Raw genomic sequence first — 22,979 nt, 5'->3', positions numbered from 1 at the left:
GCATTGGGCGCTCCGTGTTCCCGGTCGTGAGCGGCCGCTCCCTCGCTCCTGCGGTGATCAACTCGACCCTCTGGGGTCGGAGTTCGCCCGCGGGGCGAATGGGGTCGGGTCGATGTGTTCTCCGCTGTCGAGCCTCTGGGCAGCGCCCTTTGGATGTGCTGACATATGCATGCCAAGTCGCGAGGCGTCCGGCGCCCGGACCGTACCGTGCCGACCCCGCCCCTGCCTCCGGCTCCGACTCCGTGCCCGATCGAAGGGGAAGCCCATGCTGCTCCGTGTGCTGGCCGCTGCGACCGCCGTCGCCGCGTCACTGTCCGGCCCGTCCGCCTTCGGCCTCGACTCGCTCCCGACCCCGCCCGACCGCATCGTCATCGACGTCGCGACGGTCAACGGCTCCGGCTGCCCGGCCGGAACGGCCGCCGTGGCCGTCTCCCCGGACAACACCGCCTTCACCGTCACCTACAGCGCGTACCTCGCCCAGGTCGGCGTGGGGTCGAAGCCGACCGACTTCCGGAAGAACTGCCAGCTCGACCTGCGCGTCCACGTGCCCCAGGGCTTCACCTACGCCATCGCCTCCGCCGACTACCGCGGCTTCGCCCACCTGGAGAAGGGCGCGAGCGGCACCGAGCGGGCCAACTACTACTTCCAGGGCCAGGCCCAGACCGCCTACCAGTCCCACCGGTTCGACGGCCCGCACGACGACAGCTGGCAGGGGACCGACACCGTCGACGTCGCCGCCCTGGTCTGGGCCCCCTGCGGTGAGGAGCGCAACTTCAACATCAACACCGAACTGCGGGTCTCGGCCGGCAGCTCGGACCCGACCCGGACCACCAGCTTCATGACGATGGACTCGACGGACGGGAACATCAACACCGTCTACCACCTCGCCTGGAAGCACTGCCCCTGACCGGTTGAACCCCTGACCGGTTGAACCCCTGACCGGCGCCGGCCGGCCCGGGACGACGCCCGGCCGGGAACGACGGGGAGGCGCGCGGTCCGTTGCGGCCGCGCGCCTCCCCGGGCGCCGGAACCCGGCAGGATCAGGAGGCGTTCCCGCCCGCCGGGGCGCGGTGCCCGCCCGAAGCCTGCTCCTGGAGCAGGGCGGCGATCTGGTTGACGTCGTCGAAGATGCGGATGACGTCGTTGATGTCGGTGGCCGAAGCGCCGTTCACGCCGACGAAGAAGAGGTGCAGGCAGCCGTCGTCCGTCTCCAGGTAGCCCGCCAGGTTCTCGGCGTTGTAGGCGATCCGCTGGTTCAGGTCGTCCGCGCCGACGATGGTGCCGGGCTTGGCGAACACCTTGCCCTTGGCCGGACAGTCGGTGGTGCACGAGATCGCCAGCGAGCCGTCGACGCCGAGGATCGGCAGGGCGTGGCGGAAGGCGTCCGCGTCGGGGGTGTGCAGCCAGTAGCCGAGCAGCTGGTCCAGGCCGATGGGCGTGGCGCGGTCCTGGAAGACGCCGCCGCGCCCGTCGGCCAGCTGGAACTGCGTCGGGTCGACGTGCGCCACGTCGACGAGGAAGTCGTGCTCGACACCGAAGCCGTCGAAGCAGTCCTTGCTCCCGCGCGTCACGGCCATGTTGCACAGGGCCAGGTTGGCGCCCAGGTTGTGGCTGACCTTGAGGATCAGCTTGGCGTACTGGCTGTACGGCGGGGAGACGTACGCCGCGACCTGCGGGTCGCCGGCGTAGGAGGCCGGCAGCTTGCCGTCCGGGTTCGGACCGGTCGGGTCGGCGCTCACGGAGACCCCGGCCCGGGCGAGCGCCTCGATCAGGGCGGTGCGGCCGAAGGCGTTCGGGTCCTTGACGTTCGAGATGCGCAGGACGGGCTGCGCATCGGCCGCGATGGTGCCGGACAGGCTGATCTGCGTGCCGTCGGGGGAGGCCGAGACCTGGACGTCCGTCGGGCCGCCGGCCCCCACCGTCTGCACCGTGGAGGTGACCTGGTACGGGGCGACCTGGGGACGCCACATGAGCTGAGCGGTCCGGCCGGGGGCGGTGGGGGTGGTGAGCAGGTCGATGACGTTGTCGTTGATGATCAGCGGGGTCGGCTGCGGGTCCAGGTCCGGCGGGGCGAACAGCCGCGGGTCGACGACGACGTCCCCGTTGACCCGGGTGAGGCCCGCGTCCCGGACCTGGTGGGCGATCATGTCCAGGCCGGCGAGCGGGTTCTCGGGGGTGAGGGTGGCGCCGGGCAGGTCGTTGGCGCTGGTGTGGTCGATGGGGGTGTAGTCGACCGTCCCGTCGGGCCTGGTCCGGCCGCCCATCGTGAGGTCGCCCTGGGCGACCAGTGCGAGGTCGCCGTCGAGGGTCGGGCCGGTGCGGGTGCCGGTGGCCATGACGGGGGTGGTGAAGCGGTGGTCGGGGCCGAGCGTGTGCCAGGCGCCGGAGATGGTGACGAGCTTGGCCGTCGAGCCGGGGACGAAGAACTGGTTCGCGAACCGCGAGTGGAACACCTGGCCGGTCTCGGGATCCGTCTCCAGCACGCCCCACTGCGCGTGCTCGTAGCCGGGCTTGTGCATGATCGCCTCGATGGCGGGCCCGAGGTCGTCGTCGTGCGCCGCCGCCGGGGGCGCGGCGATCGTGCCCGCCAGGGCGGCCAGCGTGGCGCCGGCGGCGGCCCAGGCCGGAAGGCGGCCGCGGATCGTTCGTCTCATCTGTGCGTCCCGTCGTCTCAGGGGTCGGCAGGCCCGGCGCGAACCGGCACGGACCGGCTGCTCATGGGGCGGATCGTAGGAACCCGGACGGCCTACTTCCCGGTAAGCATGGGCGCACTGACGGTGTGTGGCCGGAAAGTCCACCGGTCAGCCGATCGCCGGCGGCGGTGCGGACGCCACCGGTGGGAGGACTCCCGTCGCGACGCGCGGCCGGTTCTCGACCGGCCCGCCCGTGGCATGTCCCGGGGCCGGGCCGCGGCACTAAGGTATGGGCCCGTGACAGCAACGAACGGGGCAGTGGTCGGGGGCCGTTACCGCCTTCACGACCTCATCGGGCAGGGCGGCATGGGCCGCGTGTGGCGGGGGTGGGACGAGACCCTAGGGCGGGACGTCGCGGTGAAGGAGGTGCTCCTGCCGGCGGGCGTCGGCGACGACGAGCGCGAGCACCTCCTCCAGCGCACGCTGCGCGAGGCCCTCGCCGCGGCGCGGCTCAACCACCCGGGCATCGTCACCGTGCACGACGTGGTCGAGCACGAGGGCGCGCCGGTGATCGTCATGGAGTACGTGACCGGCGCCTCGCTCGCCGCGGTGCTCGCCCGGGAGGGCGTTCTCCCGGTCCGGCGGGTGGCCGAGATCGGCATCGCGATGCTCAAGGCCTTGCAGCAGGCACACGCGGCGGGGATCGTCCACCGCGATCTCAAGCCGGACAACGTCCTGTTGATGGACGAGCGGGTCGTCATCACCGACTTCGGCATCGCCCACATGGCCGACGCGACCACCGCGCTCACCCGCACCGGCGCCGTCATCGGCACCCCCGCGTACATGGCCCCGGAGCAGTTGGAGGGCAAGCCGCCGACGGCCGCCAACGACCTGTGGTCGCTCGGCGCGACGCTGTACGCGGCGGTGGAGGGTCAGGCGCCGTTCCACGCGGAGACGTTCAGCGCACTGTGCATCGCCGTCGTCACCCGGCCGCCGCGCCCGACCGAACGGGCCGACGCGCTCGCGCCGGTGCTCGCCGGGCTGCTCACCAAGGACCCGGCGCAGCGGCTGACGGCGGAACAGGCGCTCGCGGCGCTGGAGTCGGTGGCGCGGGGCGGCGAGGCCCCGGCGTTCGTCCCGCCGCCGACGCAGGCCGACGGGTCGGGGCCCGCCGGGTTCGGGCCGCCCCCGGTCTACCGGCTGCCGGAGTCGCCGGCCAAACCGCTGCGGTCGGTGCTCGGCCCGCTCCCGCCGCAGGTGTCGACGCCGGGCGGCGGCTGGGTGCCCGGGCAGCAGCAGGCTGCGCCCTACCCGCCGACCGCGCCCTACCCGCCGACCGGAGCACCGACCGGGGCGCCGGTCGGAGCGCATACCGCGGCGCCGGTCGGAGCACCGACCGTGGCGCCGACCGTCGGCGAGGCCCCCGCGGCCTCCGGGAGCAGCCCGGCCGTGGCCCGCCTGGTGCGCTTCATCGGCAGCATGGTGCTGTTGTGGGCCGTCGGCCTGGTGCTGCCGTGGAACTACCTGCGGGACCTGCCGCCCTCCTACTACCCGGCCGTGGTCGCCACCACGGCCGTGATCTCCTCCGTGCACGCCGCGCCCCGGTGGCGCCTCCACCCGGCACCGGCCTGGGCGCTCTTCTTCGTCTTCGACGTCGTCGTGCTCTACGTCCTGACGCACAACTGGCACATCTTCTGGTGGCTCGGCCGGGACGGCTTCAGCCCCTGGCCCGGCCCGATCGGGGTGAACTCGCTGATCGTCTCCACCGGTGTCTGGCTCCTGTGGTGGAGGGCCCCCGGCGGCCGCCGCCCCGCATGAGACGGACGGCGGGCCGGACGAAGATCATCCGGGCGTAGGCTCTTCGCGGACGACAAGGCAGGAGAGGCGAGGCAGACATGGGCCAGAAGATCATCCGGTTCTCGGACCTGACCGGCAAGCACGTGGAGGACGACGACGACCTGGTGCGCATCGTCGTCCACCGGCACCCCGACCTGGCGGACGGGCCGGTGGAGATCGAGGCGCTCGCCGGTGAGGTGGCCGACGTGGAGGAGCTGGCGCTCGACCTGGTGACGATCGAGCTGCACCACCCGGGCTCGGACGAGCCGCGGACGGTCGTGCTGGAGGCCGAGGCGTTCGACCGGCTGGCCACGGCGGCGCCGATGGCCGAGGTGCTGCAGGGCGCCAAGCCGGTCGCGCGGTCGATCCCGGGTCAGGCCGTCGCGTCGCGCGCCGCCAAGGAGCGGGTCAACTACGCGACGCTGGCCCACGCCGGCCGGCCGCACAAGGGCCGCACCACCGACGCCGAGAAGCAGCTCGTCCGGGAACACCTCGCGGAGATCAACGAGCGGCTGGCCGCCGAGGGCGTCCGGACGATCGACCCGGCCAACCCGGAGCACGTCGCCCGCTACGGCCTGGACGCCCCGGCCGGAGCGCCCGGCGTCACCCGGGACTGACGGGGGCCGCCCCCGCCCGGCTCACCGATGCCGGGCGGGGGCGTCGCGCGCCGCCCGGGATTCACGCGGCGTCCTCGCGGCGGTCGTCGAGCAGGGCCAGCTCCTCCGCGGTCAGGCGCAACGCGCCGGCGGCGATGTTCTCGGCGAGGTGCGCGGGGTTCGCGGTGCCGGGGATGGCCAGCACGTGCGGGCCGCGGTGGAGGGTCCAGGCCAGCCGCACCTGGGCAGGTGTCGCGCCGTGGGCGCGGGCGATCGAGCGGACCCGCGCGTCCTGCTCCAGGCCCGCGCCGGCCTCCCGCCGCAGGCCGGAGACGGCGAAGAACGGGACGAAGGCGATGCCCTGCTCCCCGCAGAGGTCCACCAGCCCGTTCTCGTCGGCGCGGCGCGAGTCCAGCCCGTAGGAGTTCTGCACACAGACCACGGGTGCGATCGCCCGTGCCTCGGCCACGTGGGCCGGCCGCACGTTGGAGAGCCCGAGGTGCCGGACGAGCCCCGCCTCGCGCAGCTCGGCGAGGGCGCCGAAGTGCTCCGCGATCGAGGCCGTTCCGGGGCCGTTGTGGCGCAGGTTCACCACGTCCAGGCAGTCCAGGCCGAGCTGACGCAGGTTCTCCTCCACGTGGCCGCGCAGCTCATCGGGGCGGGCCGTGTGCCACGCGCCGGACGGGTCCCGCCACGGGCCGACCTTGGTCGCCACGACCACGTCGCCGTGCCAGGTGCTCAGGGCCCGGCCGACGAGCTCGTTCGCGGAGCGCAGCGGCGAGAAGTAGAAGGCGGCCGTGTCCACGTGGTTCACGCCCTGCTCGAACGCGCGGTGCAGCAGGCCGACCGCGGCACGGCGGTCGATCGGCGGGCCGTCGGAGTTGCCCAGCATGCCGTTGCCGGTCAACCGCATCGTGCCGTAGCCGATCCGGTTCACCTCCAGGTCTCCGAGCTTCCACGTTCCTGCGTCCGCTGCCGAACTCATCGCACTCCTCCGCTGTCGGGTCATCAGGCCGGTCCTGGAGTATGGAGTAGCAGCGGGGCCCGGCGACAGGCCGGGAAGCAGCGCGGAACGTCACACCACCAGCGGGAACGAACCGTCGGTGGCCGACCGTTGTACGGTTCGGCGGTCAGCCGGTGAGTGCGGCGTCGACGATCGCCCTGATGTACGGGAGGTCGTTGCCGGCTCCCGTCGGGTTCAGCGAGTACACCACGCGGTGCCGGAGGTCGCGGGTGGCGAAGACCCCGCCGCGCACCGCCGCCGTTGCCATCGGTGATCACCCTGACGACGACCCTGGACCGCCCCTGGCCCGTCCCCGGGGTCCGCACCCCGGCGCCCCACCGCAGGACGGTGGGCGGGGTGCACGTCCGGTCCACGTGGGCTGCTCGACGGTCCGCCGCGTCAGACGGGCGGCATCAGATCGCTCGCGCTGACGGTGTACGTCAGCGGGGGGTAGACGAAGTCCGGTTCCCTGTTCTCACGGCGCCGCAGTCGGTAGAACTCGTCCTTCTGCTCGTCGTCGGCCGCCGTGAGGCGCGCACCCTGGGGGAGGTACGCCTGTCCGTCGCGGAACCGCACGAGGGTCTTGGACGTGCGGAACGTCACGCCCAGCCACTGGTTGTCCGCCGTCGGGCCGGGGGCGTCCAGGACGATCCTGTGCCGGAGCCGCCGGTTCGCGTCGACGGAGAAGACGACGACACCGTGGTGGACGAGGGGGATCTCGAAGGTCTCGTCACCGGGATCCTTCGATTCGAAGATCAGCTTCCGCTGCGGGCCCGCTTCGGGATGGCGGTAGCAGGAGAAGACCGCGATGAACGAATCGTCGGCCAGATCCAGGGCCTGGTCGGAATGGCCGCCCATGGTCCGGTAGGCGTTCGTGTAGCTCTCGACGAGGGCGTTGTCGAAGCCGACCGGGAGCCCCGCGTGTTCCCGGATCCGCTGCGCCAGCCGATCGTGCACGGGCCGGAACAGCTGCGCCGGGCTGCCGTACCGCGTGGTGGTGCGGACGAGCGGCACTCCGCCCGCCTCGTCGGCCTTGGCGAGCACGGCGCCTCTCCGGCCCTTCCCCACGTCCTCCCAGCGCACCGACGCGGACAGCTCCGCGAAGGCGTCGTCCTCGGTCGGCACGACGAACGAGCGGACGTCGTACGAGCGGACGTCCTCCGAGCGGACGTCGTCCGAAGCCCTAGATCCGGGGGGCAACGTAGTCTCCCGTGTTCATGCTGAAGAGGAGTTCCCCGCCGTAGTCGACGAAGGACGAGGTCCTGTTCTCCTCGGCGTAGAGCCTGCGCAGCTCGTCCATGCCGTCCGGCGTGGGCGGCCCCAGCTCCACCCGCTCGTCGCCCACTTTGAGGAAGGTCTGGCCGTTCGTGTGGACGGCCTCGGCGTTCGAACAGCGCACCACGTATCCCAGGCGGGTCGGGAGCAGCTCGGCGTCCAGGGCCGAGGGCCGGATCTCGTGCGTGTAGAGGCGGTTGGTGGACAGCGGCACGAAGAACACCGACCCGGGATGGAGGGTCACGGTGAACTGCGCCGGGAGCGCGGCGCCGTCACGTCCTTCGACCGGCTCCTTGCGGCGGAAGCGGAGGCTGGTCAGCCCGCTGGCGCCCTTCACACCGTGGTCGAAGGCGTCCCCGGCCAGGGGCTGCAGCCTGTCGAGCCCGTCGTAGAAGGTGCAGAAGGCCATGATGCCGTTGACGGGCATGTCCTTGGTCTTGTCGGCGTGGGCCGAGATCCTGGCCTTGGACTGCTTGCGTTCGGCCGTCGCCAGGGTGTTGTGGTAGATCTGCGCGAGGACGTGGTTCAGCGGCGCCGGGTTCCGGAAGACGGCGGCGGCCTCACGGTTCAGCGCCTCGACGATGTCGGTGTCGGTCGGGCGGAAGCCCTCGGTCGGCCCCGAGAGGTTCGTGGAGCACCGGAGCAGACGGAAGTGCAGGTCGTCACCGTCGCGCGTGACGGGCGTGAGGTAGATGCCGGTGCGGTGGGCCGTTCCGGGCTTGGTGGACTCCGTCAGGGACTGGAACGCGTGCTCCGCGCGGATCCGTCCGAAGTGATCGGCGCCGGGTTCGAAGAAGCGGTGGTAGTACACGCCGACACCGTGCACGCGGACCGGGACCCGGCCGAGGCCGACGACGGTCCACGGTGCGCCGCCGCCCTCCCGGTAGCCGTGGGACAGCTCCCGGACGACGAACACCCGGGCAGCCGCTCGCAGTCGCCGGGCGTCGATCCCGGACACGTCGCCGCACAGGTAGACGGTCCGCTGCGCGAGGTCCGCCGAACCGGAGGCGAACTCCTCCGGGGTGACGGTGGACCCGAAGAAGTCCCTGACCACGTCGTCGTCCTGCAACGCCGGAGGCGCAACCAGGATGTTGCCCGCATCCTCGATGCAGGCTTCGGCCGGCTCTGGTACGGACATCAACGGCACCTGCCATTCGCGGGCATCGGCGGGACTCCTCGAAACCGTGGACGCGGCAACGGCCCGCACTCCTTCGCCCGTTCGCGTCGTGCAACGTGAACGGAAGGAGCCGGACCGCCGAATCCCGATGCTCTCACGGGGCCTTGACGGCGGGCAACGAAGTTCTGGGACGTCGGTCCGACCCGGAATGGCACTGCGGCCCGATGAGGTCCCGACCGACCGGGCCGACCAGCCGGTCAGTCGAGCTCGTCCTTGTGGACGACGCCGCCCTTGACGATGAGGCGCAGGTTGCGCCCGGGGTCGGCGAGGACGGACAGGTCGGTGGTCGGGTCGCCGTCGACGACCAGGAAGTCGGCCCAGGCTCCCGGTGCGACGACGCCGAGCGGCGCCGCGCGGTAGGGGTCGCGGCGGCCGGACATGCGGAAGAGCTCCGCGTTGCCGGAGGTGGCCAGTTTGAGGGCCTCGACCGGGCTCAGGTGGTGGCCGAGCCGGACGAGCATGTCGATCTGCCGGTCGGCCTTCGCCGGGTCGAACACCAGGTCGGTGCCGAAGGCGAGTCGTACGCCGTGCCGCAGCGCCCAGCCGAAGGTGCGGGCGACGCCCTCGCACACCTCGCGGTTCTTGCGGGCGCTGTCCGGGGACGCGTAGTGGTGGTCGTCGACCTCGAACGGTTGGGTGCTCAGCCACACGCCCTTCTCAGCGAGGTGGCGGATGGTGGACTCGTCGACGAGGTGACCGTGCTCGATGCAGCGCACCCCGGCGTCCACCGCGCGGCGCACGGCGTCGGAGGTGTAGACGTGCGCGGTCACGTACGTGCCCCAGTCGGTGGCCGCCGCCACCGCGGCCTCCAGTTCCGCGGTGGTGAACTGCAGCACGTCCAGCGGGTCGAAGTCGGAGGCGACGCCTCCGCCGGCCATCAGCTTGATCTGTGCGGCGCCCTTGCGCAGCTGCTCGCGCACCGCCGTGAGCACCCGTGCCGGGCCGTCGGCCACCCGGGTGAACCCGAGCTGTTCGGTGCGGGCCTGCGGACCGCCGAACGCGGTCGGGGTGTCGTGGACGGCCCCGAAGTCGCCGTGCCCGGAGGTCTGCGAGACGGCGGCCTGGCTCGGGTAGATCCGCGGGCCGGGGAACAGCCCTCGGTCGAGGACCCGACGCAGCGGCTCGGTGTCACCCGCCATGTCCCGGACGGTGGTGAAGCCGCGCATCAGCATGTCGCGGGCCGAGGCCAGGGCCTGGTAGTAGACCGTGCCGGTCGGTGCGAGTTGCAGCTCCGCCATGGTGCCGCCGATCGCGAACAGGTGGACGTGGGCGTCGGTGAGCCCCGGGATGAGCGTGCCGCCGCCCCCGTCGAGCACCCTCGTGCCCCCGGGGACGCCGCGCGGGAAGGCGCGGCCCGGCACCACCTCCGCGATCCTGTCCCGTTCGACCCGGACGTGCCCCGGCACCGCTTCCGCTCCGATCCCGTCGAAGACGCGCACGTTCGTCACCAGCAGCCCGGAACCCGGGTCGTCGACACCCATACGGCCATCGTCGGCCGGAGACGGGTCCGGGACCAGTGGGCCGGACCGGCTCCCCGGTCCGACCGGGGCCGTCCGTCAGCCGACCGACCGTCCCGCGCGTGCGCCCCACCACGCCGTCGGCTCCGCCGGCAGCTAGCTGAGCTTCGGCCGTCAGGGGTCATGCGGGCCGTGCGGGCGCTCGCGGCGGCCGGTGGGCGAGCGGTCGGCAGGGACGCTTCCGACGATTCCGGGGGACGGTCCGGCGTCGGGCCCGGTGGACCGGGGAATGACTCTGGCAGAGATCGGTTTTCGAAGCCCTTGCGGAGGACCGATGCGCCGGGACGGACGGGTCACGGACTCCTTGCTCGCGTTACTGAGCCGGGACTGGCTGGGGGTGCCGGTCGCGGTGCTGGTGGCGGCGGTGGGCGGCGTTCTGCTCGGCGTGGGGTCGGCGTGGGCCGTGGTGCTCGGCGTCCTGGTGACGGCCGTCGGTGTGCTGCTGGCGGCGGGAGCCGTACGACACCTGGTACTGGTGGCCCGGGAGGCGCGGACGAATCCGCCGCCGGGGCGGCTGGTCGACGTGGGCGGTCACCGGATGCACCTCCTCGCCGAGGGGGAGGCCGCGGGCGGGCCGACGGTGGTCTGGGTGCCCGGCGGGCACGCCCCCGGCGCGGACTTCCGGGAGCTGCACACGATGCTGTCGGCCCGGGCCCGGTCGGTGCTGGTCGACCGCCTGGGGACGGGCTGGAGCGATGTCGGGCCGTTCCCGCGGACGACGGCGGGCGAGGCGGAGGAGCTGGTGGCGGCGCTGCAGCGGGCGGGGGAGCGGCCGCCGTTCGTGTTCGTCGGCCATTCCTTCGGCGGCTTGCTGGTCGCGAACGCGGCCAGGCGCCGGCCGGAGCTGGTGGCCGGGCTCGTCCTGCTGGATCCGACGCCCCTGGAGGTCATCGCCTTCGCGCCGCCCAGCCGGCAGCTCGCCGGGATGCGTCGCGGCTTCGTGCGGGCGGCCGTGCGGCAGCTGTTCGGCGCCCACCGCGGCCCCGAGGGCCGGGCCGGGCAGGGCTGCGCCGCCGCGTCGGTCTTCGCCGAGCTGTCGGCGTCCGGGCTGGCGCGGGTGGGCTGGGACACCGTGGTGTACGACGGGGACCTCGGGGACCTGCCGCTGGTGCTGGTGATACCCCGGGACCTCATCGGCGGCGAGGCGGTGCTGGCCGGGGCCCGGGACGCGGTCGAGGCCGAGCGGATCCGCCGCTTCTACCTCCGGAGCCGGACGCGGTACCTGGCGGCGTCGACGGCGTCACGGCTTGTGCACACCCCGGCGGGGACGGGACACGACTTCCCGCACGAGGCGCCCGGGTTCGTGGTCGACGTGGTCGCGGGCGTGGTGCACGAGCTGCGGGTGGTCAGCCCATGACGGTCCGCGCCGGGTCCGGCTCGACCGGGCGCCGGCGGGAGAAGGCGCCCAGGTCCACGACGCTGCCGGTGTGCTCGCAGCGGTACCGGAGCGGGTCGCCGTCGTGGTCGTGGCCGGCTTCGACCGAGTCGATCAGGGCCGCCAGGAAACGGCCCACCAGCGGGGCGTTCTTGAACTGGTTGCCGCTGGTGCCCATGGCGACGTAGTAGCCGTCGAGGGCGGTGCGGTCGTAGATCGGGGTCCAGTCGTCGGCGACGTCGTACACCCCCGCGACCCCGAGCGGCCGGTTGGGGACGCCGATCGCGGGGAGGCGCCGGGCGGCCCGGGTCACCTGGGCACGGAAGCGGCGGGCGGTGGCGCGGGGGTCGGCCGTGTCCGGGTCGTCGATCCACTCGTGCGGGTCGCAGTCCGGTTCCGTCCCGCCGACCAGGAGGTGTCCGCCCGGGGCCGACCGCAGGTAGGTGCCGAGGTCGAGGTCGGCGACGACCGGCACGGTGGGGTGGCCGGTGGGCAGGGGGACCTGGTGGACCTCCTCGCGCAGGGGGCGTACGCGGATCGTGAAGTCGTGGCCGACGTCGGCCAGCCGGTTGAGCCCGCCCGACCAGGGGCCGGCGGCGTTGACCACGACCGGCGCGGCGATGTGCGTGCCGTCGGCGAGCCGGACGCCCGCCACCCGGTCCGCGTGCCGGTCGACGGCCGTCACGGTGTGGTGGAACAGGAAGCGCGCGCCCCGTTCGGCTGCCGCGTCGGCGAGGTTCCGGGCGGCGAGCTGCGGGTCGTCGACGAACCCGGCGTCCGGGGTGAACAGGGCGCCGAGTGCGCCGGCCGGTCCGTCGAAGAAGGCGTCGTCCTCCACCGGCTTCGGCGGCCAGTACCGGCCGGGGTCGATCCCCGGGAGGCGTTCGCGCAGGGTCGGGGTGTCCCACCGTTCGTAGGGGACGCCGGCGCGGTCGAACAGGGCGGCCACCTCGGACGGCGCGGCGGCGGGGGAGTCGAGCACGACGGCGCCGGTGCGGTGGAAGGCGGCGAGCGGGTGGCGGCGGGTGAGCCGGAGGTGGCCGGGCCAGGACGTCCAGAGGTGCTGGGCCTCCCAGGCCGTGGCGACGCCGTCGAAGGTGGAGTAGTTGAACCGGATGATCGCACTGGAGGCGCTGGTGGAGCCGTGCCCGGCGGCGCCCGCCTTGTCCACGACGACCACCCGGCGTCCGGCGCGGGCGAGTTCGAGGGCGACGGCCGCGCCGATCACGCCGGCTCCGACGACCACCGCGTCCGGGTGCCCGGGGGTCATGGGAGCCTCTCCTCGGGTGGGGGCGTGCGCAGGCTCGGTACCGCGGCGAGCAGTTCCCGGGTGTACGGGTGCTGCGGGGCGCGCAGGACGGCCGCGGTGGGGGCGGTCTCCACGATCCGGCCGTGCCGCATGACGGCCACCGCGTCGGAGACGTGGCAGACCGCCGGCAGGTTGTGGCCGATGAACAGCATGGACAGGCCGAGCCGCCGCTGGAGGTCGCGGATGGTGTTGAGCACGGCGGCCTGCACCGAGACGTCGAGCGCGGAGGTGATCTCGTCGGCGATCAGCAGGCCGGGTTCCACGGCCAGGGCGCGGGCGACGGCGACCCGCTGGCGTTGGCCGCCGGACAGCTGCCGGGGCAGGCGGTCCGCGAACCGGGTGTCCAGGCCGACGAGTTCGAGCAGGGCGGGGACGCGCTCGGCACGGGCCCGCCGGTCGAGCCGCCGGAACGCGGTGGCCGCTTCGAGCAGGGTCCGGCGGACGGTCATCCGGGGGTCCAGTGCGGTGTCCGGGTCCTGGAGGACGATCTGGACCAGCCGGCCGAGGCGGCGCCGGTCGCCGATCGTACGGACCCGGACCTCCCGGCCGTCCAGCAGGACCCGGCCCCCGTGCACGGGGGTCAGCCCGACGATCGCGCGGGCCAGGCTCGACTTTCCCGAGCCGGACTCGCCCACCAGCCCGAGCGAGGTGCCCGGCGGGATCTCCAGCGAGACCCCGTCGACGGCGGCGACCGGGCCGCGCGGGCCGCGGTGGCGGACGGTGAGGTCGCGGATCCGGAGTTCGGTCATGACACCACCACCTCCGCCGCCACCGGGTACCAGCAGGCCACCCGGTGGACCGCGTCAAGGTCCCCCAGCGGCGGGGCCTGCTCGGCGCAGTGGTCCCGGCGGCGCGGGCAGCGGGGCTCGAACGCGCAGCCCGGCGCGGTGGCGAGCGGGTCGGGTGGCGCGCCCTCCACCGTCGGCAGCGGACGGTCGCGGTCCGCGGTGAGGTCCGGCACCGAGGCGACCAGTGCGCGGGTGTAGGGGTGCCGGGTGCCGTCGGCGAGGCGGTCGGCGGGCAGGGACTCGACGACGGTGCCCGCGTACATCACCAGGACGCGGTCGCAGAAGTCGCCGACCAGCGCGATGTCATGGCTGATGAACAGGATCGCGGTGGCGGTGTCCCGCCGGAGGTCGCCGAGCAGGCGGGTGATCTGCCGCTGCACGGTGACGTCGAGCGCGGTGGTCGGCTCGTCGGCGATGACGAGGGCCGGCCGCACCATCAGCCCGGCGGCGATCATCACGCGCTGGCGCTGGCCGCCGGAGAGCTGGTGCGGGCGTGAGCGCAGCAGTGCGGGGGGAAGGGCCACCCGGCGCAGCGCCTCGGCGGCCTCGGCCTCGGCCCGGGCGCGGCTCGCACCGCGGTGGGCCCGGACGGCTTCGGTGAGCTGGGTGGAGATCCGCAGGGACGGGTTGAGCGCGGAGGCCGGGTTCTGGAAGACCGTCGCCAGGGCGGTCGCGAGGTGCCGGTCGCGCTGTTTCGGGGTCATGGTGGCGAGGTCGGCGCCGAGCAGGCGCAGGGTCCGCCGGGTGACCCGGGCCCGTTCGGGGAGCAGGTCGGCGACGGCGAGTGCGGTCAGCGACTTGCCGGAGCCCGACTCGCCGACGAGCCCGACGATCTCGCCCGGTCGCAGGGCGAGGCTCACACCGCGCACCGGCCGGATCGTGCCGTCCGGGGTGGGGAGTTCGACGCTGAGGTCCTCGACCTGGAGCACCAGGCCCTCCTCGGCCGGCCCGCCCGGGGCGGGCGGCGGCGCGGGGGGCCGGGGTGCCGGATCGCGCCGGGCGACGCGGCGGGCCAGGACCTCGCCGAGCAGCTGGAAGGTCAGGGCCGCGTAGAGGACGGCCAGGCCGGGGGCGAGCGCGGGCAGCGGGTCGGCGTAGATGCGGTCGAGACCCTGGTTGAGCAGTTGCCCCCAGTCGTAGTCGGGCGGCTGGACGCCCAGCCCGAGGAAGCTCAGCCCGGAGAGCGCGACCAGGGCCGTGCCCGCGGCCGTGGTGGCGGCCAGCAGCAGCGGCTCGGCGATGTTGGGCAGGACGTGCCGCCACAGCAGCCGGTGTCGGCGCAGGCCGAGGACCCGGGCCGCGGCCAGGTGGTCGGTGCCGGCCACGGCGGCGGCGAGGGTCTGGGCGAGCCGGGCGAAACCGGGGACGCCGGCGACGGCGAGCGCGAGCACGGCCCCGCCGGCGCCCGCGCCGAACACGACCGCGAGGAACATCGCGACCAGCAGCGCGGGGAAGGCGAGCAGCAGGGTGATGAGGCCGGCGAGCAGCCGGCGGGCGCGCGGGCCGACCACGGCGGTGGCCGCGCCGAGCAGGACGCCGCCCGTGGCGCCGAGCACCGTGGCGGCCAGGGCCGGCAGCAGGGAGGGCCGGGTGGCGGTCAGGACCCGGGCGAGCACGTCCCGGCCGAGGTTGTCGGTGCCGAACGGGTGGGCCGCGGACGGGCCCTGGAGCACCGCGAAGGGGTCGGGGCGGTCGGCCGCGGGGCCCCACACGAGCGGTGCGGCCAGGGCGAGGACGAGCAGCGAGGCCGGCATGACCGCCGAGATCCAGGCCATCGGCGAGCGGGGGTGCGTGGTGGGACGGGGCATCTCAGCTCTCCCGGATCGTCGAACGAGGGTCCAGCACGGCCAGCAGCACGTCGACCAGGAGGCCGGAGAGCAGCACGGCGGTGCCCAGGACCAGCACCATCGCCTGGATCACCGGGTAGTCCTGGGCCACCACGGACTGGGCCATCGCCGATCCGATGCCCGGCCAGGCGAACACCTTCTCGACCAGGACGGTGCCGGCGATCATGCCGGGCAGCAGGCTCCCGGCGACGGTGAGCGCGGCGGTGGCCGTGTTGGGCGCGGCGTGCCGCAGGTAGCGGCGGGCGGGGGACAGCCGCTTGCTCCGGGCGGTGCGCAGGTAGTCCTCGCCCAGCACCTTCAGCGCCTCGACCCGGACGATGCGCAGTAGGACGGCCGTCGGCGCGAGGGAGAGCGCCAGGACCGGCAGGACGAGGGACTCGGCTCCCGCGGTGCCGGCCACCGGCAGCAGTCGCAGGCCGACGGCCAGCAGCGCGGTGAGTCCGGCGGCCAGCACGAAGTCGGGCACTCCGGCCAGGCCGGCGGTGACCACGGTGAACGCCAGCTCGCTGCGCGGGTGGCGGCCGTCCCTGGTGCGGACGGCGGCGAGCAGTCCGCCGGGCAGGGCGACGGCGAGGGTGACCAGGAAGGCCAGGGCGGCGATCTCCAGGGTGGCCGGCAGCCGGGTGCGGACCAGCTCCGCGACCGGGGTACCGGTGACCAGGGAGGTCCCGAGGTCCCCGCGCAGCAGGCCGTCGAGGTAGTGCCGGTACTGGTCGAGGAAGGGCACGTCGAGGCCCAGTTCGTGCCGGCGGGCGGCGACCAGGTCGGGGGCGGCGTCGACGCCGAGGGCGGCGCGGACCGGGTCGCCCGGCACGAGGCGGACCATCGCGAAGGACGCGGTGAGCACGACGGCTAGGGAGAGCAGCAGCCGGGCGGCGCGGCGGCCGAGGAAGGCCGTCCAGGGGTGTCGCAGCAGGTCGGGCAGGGACAACACGGTGGGCCCCCGGGTCATCGGTGGAGGCGGATGCTGGTGGGAACGAGTCGGCCGCCGAAGGTGGTGGCGAAGGTGGTGCGGTAGCCGTACACGGTGCTCCGGCCGTCCGCGATCGGCAGGGCGGCGGCCGAGCGGAAGAGCGCGGCGGCGGCCCGGTTCCAGGTGCCGCAGCCCTCGGTGTCCGGTTCCCGGAGGGCCTGGGAGACCAGGGCGTCGTACTCGGGGTCGGCGACCCCGGCGAAGTTGAGGCCCTGGGCGGGGGTGGGGCCGGAGAAGAACGGGACGAAGCCGACCGGCAGGGCGAAGCCCGGGGTGCTGCCGACCACGACGTCGAAGTCGCCGGTCCGGTACATGGCGTTGACGAGGGCGGGCAGGCTCTCGGTGACCAGTTCGACGTGCGCGCCGAGCGCCGTCCAGGTCCGGGCCATCAGTTCGGCGGCGGGCGGCAGGGTCGGGCCGAGGTCCGGGCTGGTGATCAGGCGCAGTCTCAGCGGCCGGCCGTCCTTGCCGAGCGGGCCGTCGCCGGTGCGGGTCCAGCCGGCGGCGCGCAGGGCCCCGGGGGCGTCCTGCGCGGGCAGGTCGGCGGTGGCGAGGTCGGCGTGGCAGACGGCGCCCTCGGCGCCGAAGTCGCCGGCCGGGTGGCCGGTGCCGCCGACGGCGACGTTGGCGAGCCCCTGGCGGTCGAGGGCGGACACCAGGGCTCGGCGCAGCGCCGGGTCGGCGAGGGGCCGGCCGGGGCGCTGGTTGAAGAAGGTCAGCCCGACCACCGTCGCCACGTCCTCGGCGGTCAGGCCGTGCCCGGTGAGCCGGGCGCGGTCGGGCCCGGTGACGTTGGCGATGTCGACGCCTCCGGTGAGCAGCAGGTTCGCGGTGGTGGAGGCCTGGGGCACCACGGACAGGACGATCCGGGCCGGCAGGCCGGGTGCGGCGGTGGTCGCCCCGCCCGGGCCCCAGGTGTAGCCCTCGCGGACGGTGAACTCGTAGGGCCCGCCGGGGGAGTAGCGGGTGAGCACGTACGGGCCGGTGCCCCGGGTGGTGCGCTCCAGCGTCTCGGGCCGGTCGAGGCCGGCCGGGCAGACGATCGGCAGCAGCCCGAGGGTGCGGGTCAGGAAGGGGAAGGGCGCGGCGGTGGTGACCGACACCGTGCCGGCCCGGTCGTCGGCGTCCGCGGTGAACGGGACGTTCGGCAGGACGGTCCGGGCGCCGGCCAGCTGGTGGGCCGGGTCGCCCGCGTACGTCAGCGCCCGGACCACGGCGGAGGCGGTGAGCGGGGTGCCGTCGGAGCAGGTGACGCCCGGGCGGAGGGTGAAGGTGGCCGCGGTGGTGGTGGCCTGCCAGGAGGAGGCGAGTCCGGAGACGACGCTGCCGTCGGGGGAGACGTCGACCAGCGAGTCGTAGGCGTAGCGGGCCTGACCGGCGCCGAAGGTGGAGTACGGGTCGAAGCTCGGCGTTTCGCTGGACTCGGCGATCCGGACGGTCCCGTGGTCGACGAGCGGGGTGCTCGTCGAGGACCGGGCGGCGCCTCCGCAGCCGGCCAGCGCGACGGCCGCGGCGGTGAGGGCGGCCGCCGGCGCGACCGGCGGAGTGCGTCGGGGCATGGCGGCCATGGTGCCACCGGGTCCTCGCCGTGACGGTCCAACTGACCGGCGCCGCAGGCATGTTCGAACGCCCGGAGCCGCTTGTCGGCCCGGCCGGGAGCCGTGGGCGGCGGCCGGGGAGGGGATCGTGATTCACCCTTTCGAGGGGTGTCACGTCCGTGCGTCCCGGACCGGGGCCGCTCGGCGGCCGGCCGTCGCCAGGATGGCCGCATGAGCACGAGTGCGAACGAACCGGGCCGGGAGGTCCACCGGCTGACGGACCGCTACTGGGCGTTCCTGTCGGAGCGCGATCCGCTGCTGAGGGTCCGCCAGGGGCTCCCGGTCGAGACGCTGCCCAGGGCCTCCCCCGCCGAGGCGGAGGAGCGGGCGCGGTTCGCCGAGGAGGTGCTGGGCCGGGTGCGGGCGCTCGACGGAGCGGGGCTGTCCGGTGCCGACGCCGACACCGCCGCGTTCCTGGCGGGGCTGGCCGATCAGGAGCTGCGCACCCACCGCAGCTACTGGCTGACGTCCGCGGCCACGCCCTACCGGCTGTTCCCGCTGTCACTGTACGTCGACGCGGTGCTGCGCCCGCTGTCGTTCGCCCAGCCGTCGGACGTCGAGCGGTACGTGGGGCTGGTGCGGGAGCTGGCCGGGGTGGTCGGCTCGATCGGCGACAAGGTGGCGGGTCAGGCGGCGCGCGGCTTCCGGGTGCCCGCCCCGGCGCTGGCCGGAGCGCGCGCCACCCTCGCCGGGCTGCGGACGTCGGTGGCGGGCCGGGTGGAGGTGGCCGAGGACCGCCTCGACGGGCTGGGGCCGGCCGGGCGCGGGCGCCTCCGGGACGGCGTACGGCGGCTGGTCGAGGACGAGTTGACGCCGGGCTTCGACCGGCTGCTCGCCCTCCTCGACGACCCGGCCCACCCGGGCGCGGCGCCGCGGGCCGTCGGCTGGGCGCACTACCGGGACGGCGAGGCGGCGTACCGGGACTTCGCCCGGATCCACAGCGGGGGCGACACCGCGCCCGAGCGGCTGCACGAACTCGGCCGCGAGCAGTGCCGGGAGCTCGCCGAGCGGATGCGGGAGGTCCGCTCGACGCTGGGCTTCCACGGCTCGGAGGCCGAGTTCCACGAGCGGCTGCGGACCGAGCCCCGGCTGTACGCCCGGACGCCGGAGGAGGTCGAGGCGCGATACCGGGGCCACCTCGACCGGCTGGCCCCGGTGCTGCCGCGCCTGTTCGCCACCCTGCCGCGGGCGCCGTACGGGCTGGCCCGGCTGGATCCGGCGCTGGAGCCGGGGATGACCTTCGGCTACTACGAGGCTCCGACGGCGGCCGAGCCGGTCGGGCGCTACCGCTACAACGGCTCCGACCTGGAGCACAGGTCCCTGCTGGGCTCGGCCTCGCTGATCCTCCACGAGCTGGCTCCGGGTCACCACTTCCACCTCGCCCGGCAGGCCGAGGACCGCTCGCTGCCGAAACTGCGGCGCGAGGCGGCGGAGTTCGGTGCCTTCAACGAGGGCTGGGCCGAGTACGCGGCGGGTCTCGGCTGGGAGGCGGGTCTCTACGCGGATCCGTGGGACGCCTACGGGCGCCTGGCGCAGGAGCGGTTCACCGCCCAGCGCCTCGTCGTGGACACCGGGCTCAACCTCGGGACGATGGGCCTGGAGCAGGCGCGGGAGTTCATGCGCGCCAACTGCACCGAGGCGGACGGCCAGATCACCTCCGACCTGCTGCGCTACTCGACCGACCTGCCCGGTCAGGCGCTCTCCTACCGGGCGGGCTTCCTGGAGTTCGGCGGGCTCCGGGCGCGGGCCGAGGCGGAGCTGGGGGCCGGGTTCGACGTGCGGGCCTTCCACGAGGCGGTGCTGGGAGGCGGGGCGTTGCCGTTCCCGGGACTGCGGCGGAGGGTGGCGCGTGAACTGGGCCTTCCACGTGACTTCGAATGAATATGAAAAGCGGGTCATTGTATTTATGTCCTGCAGGGCGCGCCGCCATTCAGGGTGCGGGTGCAAGCCGTGAACACTCACAAGAGTGAACCGCCGGAGCCCGCTTGGCTCCGGCGGACATGGTTCGACTACGGTGGCCACGAGATCGGGCGGTGCATGCCGGTTTCCGGAATACCGATTCGGTAGGTGAATCCCGGATTCCGAGGTGGAATGCTTCCGTCCACCCGGCTGTGCGCTGCTCCGTGTCCGCAGTGCCCGGGTCCCTGTCATACCTGTGTGTGGAGAGGATGGAGCATCATGCCGCCCGTAGTACCGCCCTTCCTGATCGGCCTCGTGGTCGCGCCCCTGGCCAAGCGTCTGCTCAAGCCGCTGGTGCGAGGAGTCGTCAAGACGTCCGTCGGCATCGCGATGGAGGTGAAGAAGGCCGCGCACGAGGCCGGGGAGAACATCCACGACCTCGCGGCCGAGGTGGCCGCCGACATGATGGCGGCCCAGATCGCCGCCGGTGAGGCCGGACCCCGGCCGGCCGACGGCCAGCGCACCACCGCCGAGGGCGCCGCCCCGAGCAGTGCGAGGGACGAGGCCACCGAGCGGGCCCGCCGGGCCGCCGAGGAGGACCCCAGGGCCCCCAAGATCCGCGCGACCGCGGGCGCCGGCAAGGCGCACTGACGGCCCGTCCGCAACCAGGCCCGCCGCCGGACGCGCATTCCGATCGGTTTCGGAGGAATGCGCCCCGGCGGCGGGCGACTGCAGGCCCGCCGGCCGCAGCGCATACGCTTCCCGACATTCCCACTCCGTCGTGTGATCCGTCGTGTCCGAGACGATTTTCCGCGACCTCCGCAAACAGGTGATCGTACACATGCCATCGCTACTGGGTGCCGCAGCCGGATTCCGCTCCGTGGAATTGGACGCGAGCCCGCGCTCGGTCATTCCGGGCCGCCAGCGCTGGGACGTCAAGCTGGTGCTCGGACGGCCCCGGACGGCCGAGGTCCTCGCCGCCGTGCTGCGCCGCATTCCCGGGATCACCGAGGCCCGGGCCAACCCGGTCACCGGCGGGCTGCTCGTCCGGCACGATGCGCGGGTGCGCGGCGCGGACGTCGGCCGGATCGTCCGCAGAGCCGTCAGCCTGGTCGCGGCGGACCCGACCGGCGCGGGGCGCCCGGCACCGGCCCGGCCCGCCGCCGCACCGGCCCCGCGGGCGGACCGCGGCCTGGTCGTGCGACCGGTGCTCGCCGTCGGCGGCGGCGTCGCGGCCGGGGTCGCCCTCATCAAGGGCTCGGCACTGAGCAGGCAGCTGGTGGCGGTGGGCGGGGTGGCCGCCGCGACCGCGGCCGTCCTCCGGAACACCTGGCGCAGAACGCTCGACGCGTCCCGGGAGGCGGTCGGCGCCGGTGCCCTGCGCCACCCCCTGCTGGAGATCGTCGGCCCGCACCGCACCCGCCTCCACCGGGCCGCCGCGCTCTCGGTCTCCTGCCAGGTCTCGGAGATGGCGCTCGGCACCTTCCTCGGCTGGACCGGACTGGTCCTCATCAAGGGCGAGGCGGCGCCTCTGGTCAGCCTCGGCCTGACCACCGCGTCCGCCCAACTCTGGGGCCTGGCCGGGCTGGTGGCCGCCGCCTGCGCCGCCGTGGCGGGCCTCTCGTACGCCTCGAACCTCCAGTGGCGCCGACTCGGCCAGGACATCGAGCACGACTGGCGCAGCCGCACCTACCGGCACGTCCAGCACCTCGAACTGGGACACCTGGAGGGCGAGCGGACCACCCGGGTCGCCGGGGCGCTCACCGACGACGTCGGCCAGCTCGGCGCCTTCTTCGCCGGCCCGGCCAACGACGTGCTGCAACTCGGCACCAGTCTGGCCCTCCTGGTACCGGCGTTCCTCCTGCTGGCGCCGCAGATCGCCTGGATCGCGTTCCTGCCGATCCCGGTCATCGCCTGGCTGTCGCTGCACCACCAGGACAAGGCCGCGGCCGACTACGCCGACACCGGCGAGCACCGCGCCAGGCTGGGCAGCCAGGTGATCAACTCGCTGGAAGCCGGCGCCACCGTCAAGAGCTTCTGCACCGAGGACTACGAGGCCGGACGCGTCGACGAGTTGAGCGCGGCGGCCCGGGAGAGCAGGACCCGGACCGACCGGGGCACGCTCCGCCACGCCGAGACCATCCGGGCCTGCACCACCGCGTCGATGGCCGGCACCCTGCTGATCGGCGGCCGTTCGGTGCTCGACGGCACCCTGCGCTTCGAGGTGTTCAGCCCGCTGATCGGGCTGCCCCAGATGCTGCTGATGCGGATGAGCCGGCTCGGCGGCATCGTCGACCAGTACCAGCGCACCCTCGCCTCCTACGACCGGGTCCGGCGGCTGGGCGCCCTGCCCGTCGAGGCAGACGGCAGCAGCGGGACGCTCGACCCCGCCGAGGTGCGGGGCGAGCTCGTCCTCGACGCGGTCACCTTCGCCTACCCCGGCCGGCCGGCGGCGCTGGAGGACCTCTCGCTCACCATCCCGGCCGGGCAGGTGACCGCCCTGGTGGGCGCCACCGGCTCCGGCAAGACGACGATCGCCAAACTGCTGATGCGCTTCCAGGACGCGGAGTCCGGCAGCGTACGGCTCGACGGACAGGACGTCCGGGACCTGCGGCGGCACGACCTGCGCCACGCCATCGGCTTCGTCGCCCAGGACCCGTTCCTCTTCGACGGCAGCATCGCCGACAACATCCGCTACGGCAGCTTCGGGGCCTCCGACGAGGCCGTGCTCCGGGCGGCCGCCATGGCCGAGGCGCACACCTTCATCGCGACGCTGCCGGACGGCTACGACACCCTGATCGGCGAACGCGGCGCCGCGCTCTCCGGCGGCCAGCGGCAGCGGATCGCCCTGGCCCGCGCGATCCTCAAGGACCCGCCGGTCGTCGTCCTCGACGAGGCCACCTCCGCCGTGGACAACGAGACCGAGGCCGCCATCCAGCGCACGCTGCGCAGCTTCGCGGCCGGCCGGACGATGGTCGTCATCGCCCACCGGCTCTCCACCGTCCGCCACGCCGACCGGATCTACGTCATGGACAAGGGCGGCGTCGTCGCCGAACAGGGCACCCACGACGAACTGCTCGACCGGCACGGACTCTACGCATCCCTCTGGCAGCTCCAGGCCGGCGAACTCGCCGCCTGACCGCAGCCGCCGCG

The 22,979-nt window shown here is 74.2% G+C and carries 18 protein-coding genes; 7 read left to right on the top strand and 11 right to left on the bottom strand.

Annotated features, from left to right (window positions below):
* The first annotated feature begins 265 nt into the window (after positions 1–265).
* Entirely contained in the window at positions 266–907 is a 642-nt protein-coding gene (locus ACZ7KX_RS22625) for a DUF4360 domain-containing protein (RefSeq protein ID WP_350524640.1), read from the top strand.
* Positions 908–1,040: 133 nt separating this feature from the next.
* On the opposite strand, the gene dacB is transcribed toward ACZ7KX_RS22625, so the two are convergent.
* Positions 1,041–2,654, bottom strand: a complete 1,614-nt coding sequence (dacB, locus tag ACZ7KX_RS22620) for a D-alanyl-D-alanine carboxypeptidase/D-alanyl-D-alanine endopeptidase (RefSeq protein ID WP_470328023.1) — start codon at positions 2,652–2,654, stop codon at positions 1,041–1,043.
* A 63-nt stretch (positions 2,655–2,717) separates the two neighbouring features.
* Here dacB and ACZ7KX_RS22615 point away from each other — a divergent pair, with 63 nt between their 5' ends.
* Together ACZ7KX_RS22615 and ACZ7KX_RS22610 are read left to right on the top strand one after the other, a co-directional pair.
* Entirely contained in the window at positions 2,718–4,451 is a 1,734-nt protein-coding gene (locus tag ACZ7KX_RS22615; RefSeq protein ID WP_470328022.1) for a serine/threonine-protein kinase, read from the top strand.
* Positions 4,452–4,528: 77 nt separating this feature from the next.
* On the top strand, positions 4,529–5,086 hold the full coding sequence (locus ACZ7KX_RS22610) for a hypothetical protein (RefSeq protein ID WP_470328021.1): 558 nt from the start codon (positions 4,529–4,531) through the stop codon (positions 5,084–5,086).
* Between the two features lie 61 nt (positions 5,087–5,147).
* Here ACZ7KX_RS22610 and ACZ7KX_RS22605 read toward each other — a convergent pair whose 3' ends face one another.
* From ACZ7KX_RS22605 to ACZ7KX_RS22585, 5 genes are all read right to left on the bottom strand, one after another.
* On the bottom strand, positions 5,148–6,050 hold the full coding sequence (locus ACZ7KX_RS22605) for an oxidoreductase (protein ID WP_470328020.1): 903 nt from the start codon (positions 6,048–6,050) through the stop codon (positions 5,148–5,150).
* 145 nt (positions 6,051–6,195) lie between these two features.
* Positions 6,196–6,336, bottom strand: coding sequence for a hypothetical protein (locus ACZ7KX_RS22600; protein ID WP_470328019.1), 141 nt, complete (start codon positions 6,334–6,336; stop codon positions 6,196–6,198).
* A 131-nt stretch (positions 6,337–6,467) separates the two neighbouring features.
* Positions 6,468–7,268: a 2OG-Fe(II) oxygenase family protein gene (locus ACZ7KX_RS22595; protein ID WP_470328018.1), complete on the bottom strand. Its 801-nt coding sequence runs from the start codon at positions 7,266–7,268 to the stop codon at positions 6,468–6,470.
* On the bottom strand, positions 7,252–8,481 hold the full coding sequence (locus tag ACZ7KX_RS22590) for a hypothetical protein (protein WP_470328017.1): 1,230 nt from the start codon (positions 8,479–8,481) through the stop codon (positions 7,252–7,254). The genes ACZ7KX_RS22595 and ACZ7KX_RS22590 overlap by 17 nt, the downstream gene beginning before the upstream one ends.
* Positions 8,482–8,717: 236 nt before the next feature.
* Positions 8,718–10,001 (bottom strand): metal-dependent hydrolase family protein, encoded by a 1,284-nt coding sequence (locus tag ACZ7KX_RS22585; RefSeq protein ID WP_470328016.1) that lies wholly within the window; start codon positions 9,999–10,001, stop codon positions 8,718–8,720.
* 310 nt (positions 10,002–10,311) lie between these two features.
* On the opposite strand from ACZ7KX_RS22585, the gene ACZ7KX_RS22580 reads away from it, so the two are divergent.
* A complete protein-coding gene (locus ACZ7KX_RS22580; protein WP_470328015.1) occupies positions 10,312–11,394 on the top strand; it encodes an alpha/beta fold hydrolase in 1,083 nt (360 codons plus the stop codon).
* Here ACZ7KX_RS22580 and ACZ7KX_RS22575 read toward each other — a convergent pair.
* Genes ACZ7KX_RS22575 through ACZ7KX_RS22555 form a run of 5 tightly spaced genes read right to left on the bottom strand, consistent with a single transcriptional unit; the run spans position 11,384 to position 17,888 of the window.
* Positions 11,384–12,682, bottom strand: a complete 1,299-nt coding sequence (locus ACZ7KX_RS22575; RefSeq protein WP_470328014.1) for an NAD(P)/FAD-dependent oxidoreductase — start codon at positions 12,680–12,682, stop codon at positions 11,384–11,386. The genes ACZ7KX_RS22580 and ACZ7KX_RS22575 overlap by 11 nt on opposite strands.
* A complete protein-coding gene (locus tag ACZ7KX_RS22570) occupies positions 12,679–13,470 on the bottom strand; it encodes an ABC transporter ATP-binding protein (protein ID WP_470328013.1) in 792 nt (263 codons plus the stop codon). Before ACZ7KX_RS22570 ends, ACZ7KX_RS22575 begins: the two co-directional genes overlap by 4 nt.
* On the bottom strand, positions 13,467–15,317 hold the full coding sequence (locus ACZ7KX_RS22565; RefSeq protein WP_470328012.1) for a dipeptide/oligopeptide/nickel ABC transporter permease/ATP-binding protein: 1,851 nt from the start codon (positions 15,315–15,317) through the stop codon (positions 13,467–13,469). The genes ACZ7KX_RS22570 and ACZ7KX_RS22565 overlap by 4 nt, the downstream gene beginning before the upstream one ends.
* A 1-nt stretch (position 15,318) precedes the next feature.
* Positions 15,319–16,308 carry an ABC transporter permease gene (locus ACZ7KX_RS22560; RefSeq protein ID WP_470328011.1) on the bottom strand — a complete coding sequence of 330 codons (990 nt, stop codon included), beginning with the start codon at positions 16,306–16,308 and terminating at the stop codon, positions 15,319–15,321.
* Positions 16,305–17,888 (bottom strand): ABC transporter substrate-binding protein, encoded by a 1,584-nt coding sequence (locus ACZ7KX_RS22555; RefSeq protein ID WP_470328010.1) that lies wholly within the window; start codon positions 17,886–17,888, stop codon positions 16,305–16,307. The genes ACZ7KX_RS22560 and ACZ7KX_RS22555 overlap by 4 nt, the downstream gene beginning before the upstream one ends.
* Before the next feature lie 210 nt (positions 17,889–18,098).
* On the opposite strand from ACZ7KX_RS22555, the gene ACZ7KX_RS22550 reads away from it, so the two are divergent.
* The 3 genes from ACZ7KX_RS22550 (at position 18,099) to ACZ7KX_RS22540 (ending at position 22,965) form a co-directional block, all read left to right on the top strand.
* Entirely contained in the window at positions 18,099–19,808 is a 1,710-nt protein-coding gene (locus ACZ7KX_RS22550) for a DUF885 domain-containing protein (protein ID WP_470328009.1), read from the top strand.
* 297 nt (positions 19,809–20,105) lie between these two features.
* A complete protein-coding gene (locus ACZ7KX_RS22545; RefSeq protein WP_470328008.1) occupies positions 20,106–20,477 on the top strand; it encodes a DUF5132 domain-containing protein in 372 nt (123 codons plus the stop codon).
* 229 nt (positions 20,478–20,706) lie between these two features.
* A complete protein-coding gene (locus ACZ7KX_RS22540; protein WP_470328007.1) occupies positions 20,707–22,965 on the top strand; it encodes an ABC transporter ATP-binding protein in 2,259 nt (752 codons plus the stop codon).
* The last annotated feature ends 14 nt before the right edge of the window (positions 22,966–22,979 follow it).

It is taken from the genome of Kitasatospora sp. NPDC038210, assembly GCF_055600605.1.
Note: the sequence above shows the minus strand (reverse complement) of the source record. Positions and strands in the feature narration are given on the sequence as shown.

What these genes read in the sequence shown, in the direction of transcription:
- ACZ7KX_RS22625 (WP_350524640.1), top strand. Translation starts at nt 266, where the DNA reads ATGCTGCTCCGTGTGCTGGCCGCTGCGACCGCCGTCGCCGCGTCACTG.
- dacB (WP_470328023.1), bottom strand. Translation starts at nt 2,654, where the DNA reads ATGAGACGAACGATCCGCGGCCGCCTTCCGGCCTGGGCCGCCGCCGGC.
- ACZ7KX_RS22615 (WP_470328022.1), top strand. Translation starts at nt 2,718, where the DNA reads ATGGGGCGGATCGTAGGAACCCGGACGGCCTACTTCCCGGTAAGCATG.
- ACZ7KX_RS22610 (WP_470328021.1), top strand. Translation starts at nt 4,529, where the DNA reads ATGGGCCAGAAGATCATCCGGTTCTCGGACCTGACCGGCAAGCACGTG.
- ACZ7KX_RS22605 (WP_470328020.1), bottom strand. Translation starts at nt 6,050, where the DNA reads ATGAGTTCGGCAGCGGACGCAGGAACGTGGAAGCTCGGAGACCTGGAG.
- ACZ7KX_RS22600 (WP_470328019.1), bottom strand. Translation starts at nt 6,336, where the DNA reads ATGGCAACGGCGGCGGTGCGCGGCGGGGTCTTCGCCACCCGCGACCTC.
- ACZ7KX_RS22590 (WP_470328017.1), bottom strand. Translation starts at nt 8,481, where the DNA reads ATGTCCGTACCAGAGCCGGCCGAAGCCTGCATCGAGGATGCGGGCAAC.
- ACZ7KX_RS22585 (WP_470328016.1), bottom strand. Translation starts at nt 10,001, where the DNA reads ATGGGTGTCGACGACCCGGGTTCCGGGCTGCTGGTGACGAACGTGCGC.
- ACZ7KX_RS22580 (WP_470328015.1), top strand. Translation starts at nt 10,312, where the DNA reads ATGCGCCGGGACGGACGGGTCACGGACTCCTTGCTCGCGTTACTGAGC.
- ACZ7KX_RS22575 (WP_470328014.1), bottom strand. Translation starts at nt 12,682, where the DNA reads ATGACCCCCGGGCACCCGGACGCGGTGGTCGTCGGAGCCGGCGTGATC.
- ACZ7KX_RS22570 (WP_470328013.1), bottom strand. Translation starts at nt 13,470, where the DNA reads ATGACCGAACTCCGGATCCGCGACCTCACCGTCCGCCACCGCGGCCCG.
- ACZ7KX_RS22565 (WP_470328012.1), bottom strand. Translation starts at nt 15,317, where the DNA reads ATGCCCCGTCCCACCACGCACCCCCGCTCGCCGATGGCCTGGATCTCG.
- ACZ7KX_RS22560 (WP_470328011.1), bottom strand. Translation starts at nt 16,308, where the DNA reads ATGACCCGGGGGCCCACCGTGTTGTCCCTGCCCGACCTGCTGCGACAC.
- ACZ7KX_RS22555 (WP_470328010.1), bottom strand. Translation starts at nt 17,888, where the DNA reads ATGCCCCGACGCACTCCGCCGGTCGCGCCGGCGGCCGCCCTCACCGCC.
- ACZ7KX_RS22550 (WP_470328009.1), top strand. Translation starts at nt 18,099, where the DNA reads ATGAGCACGAGTGCGAACGAACCGGGCCGGGAGGTCCACCGGCTGACG.
- ACZ7KX_RS22545 (WP_470328008.1), top strand. Translation starts at nt 20,106, where the DNA reads ATGCCGCCCGTAGTACCGCCCTTCCTGATCGGCCTCGTGGTCGCGCCC.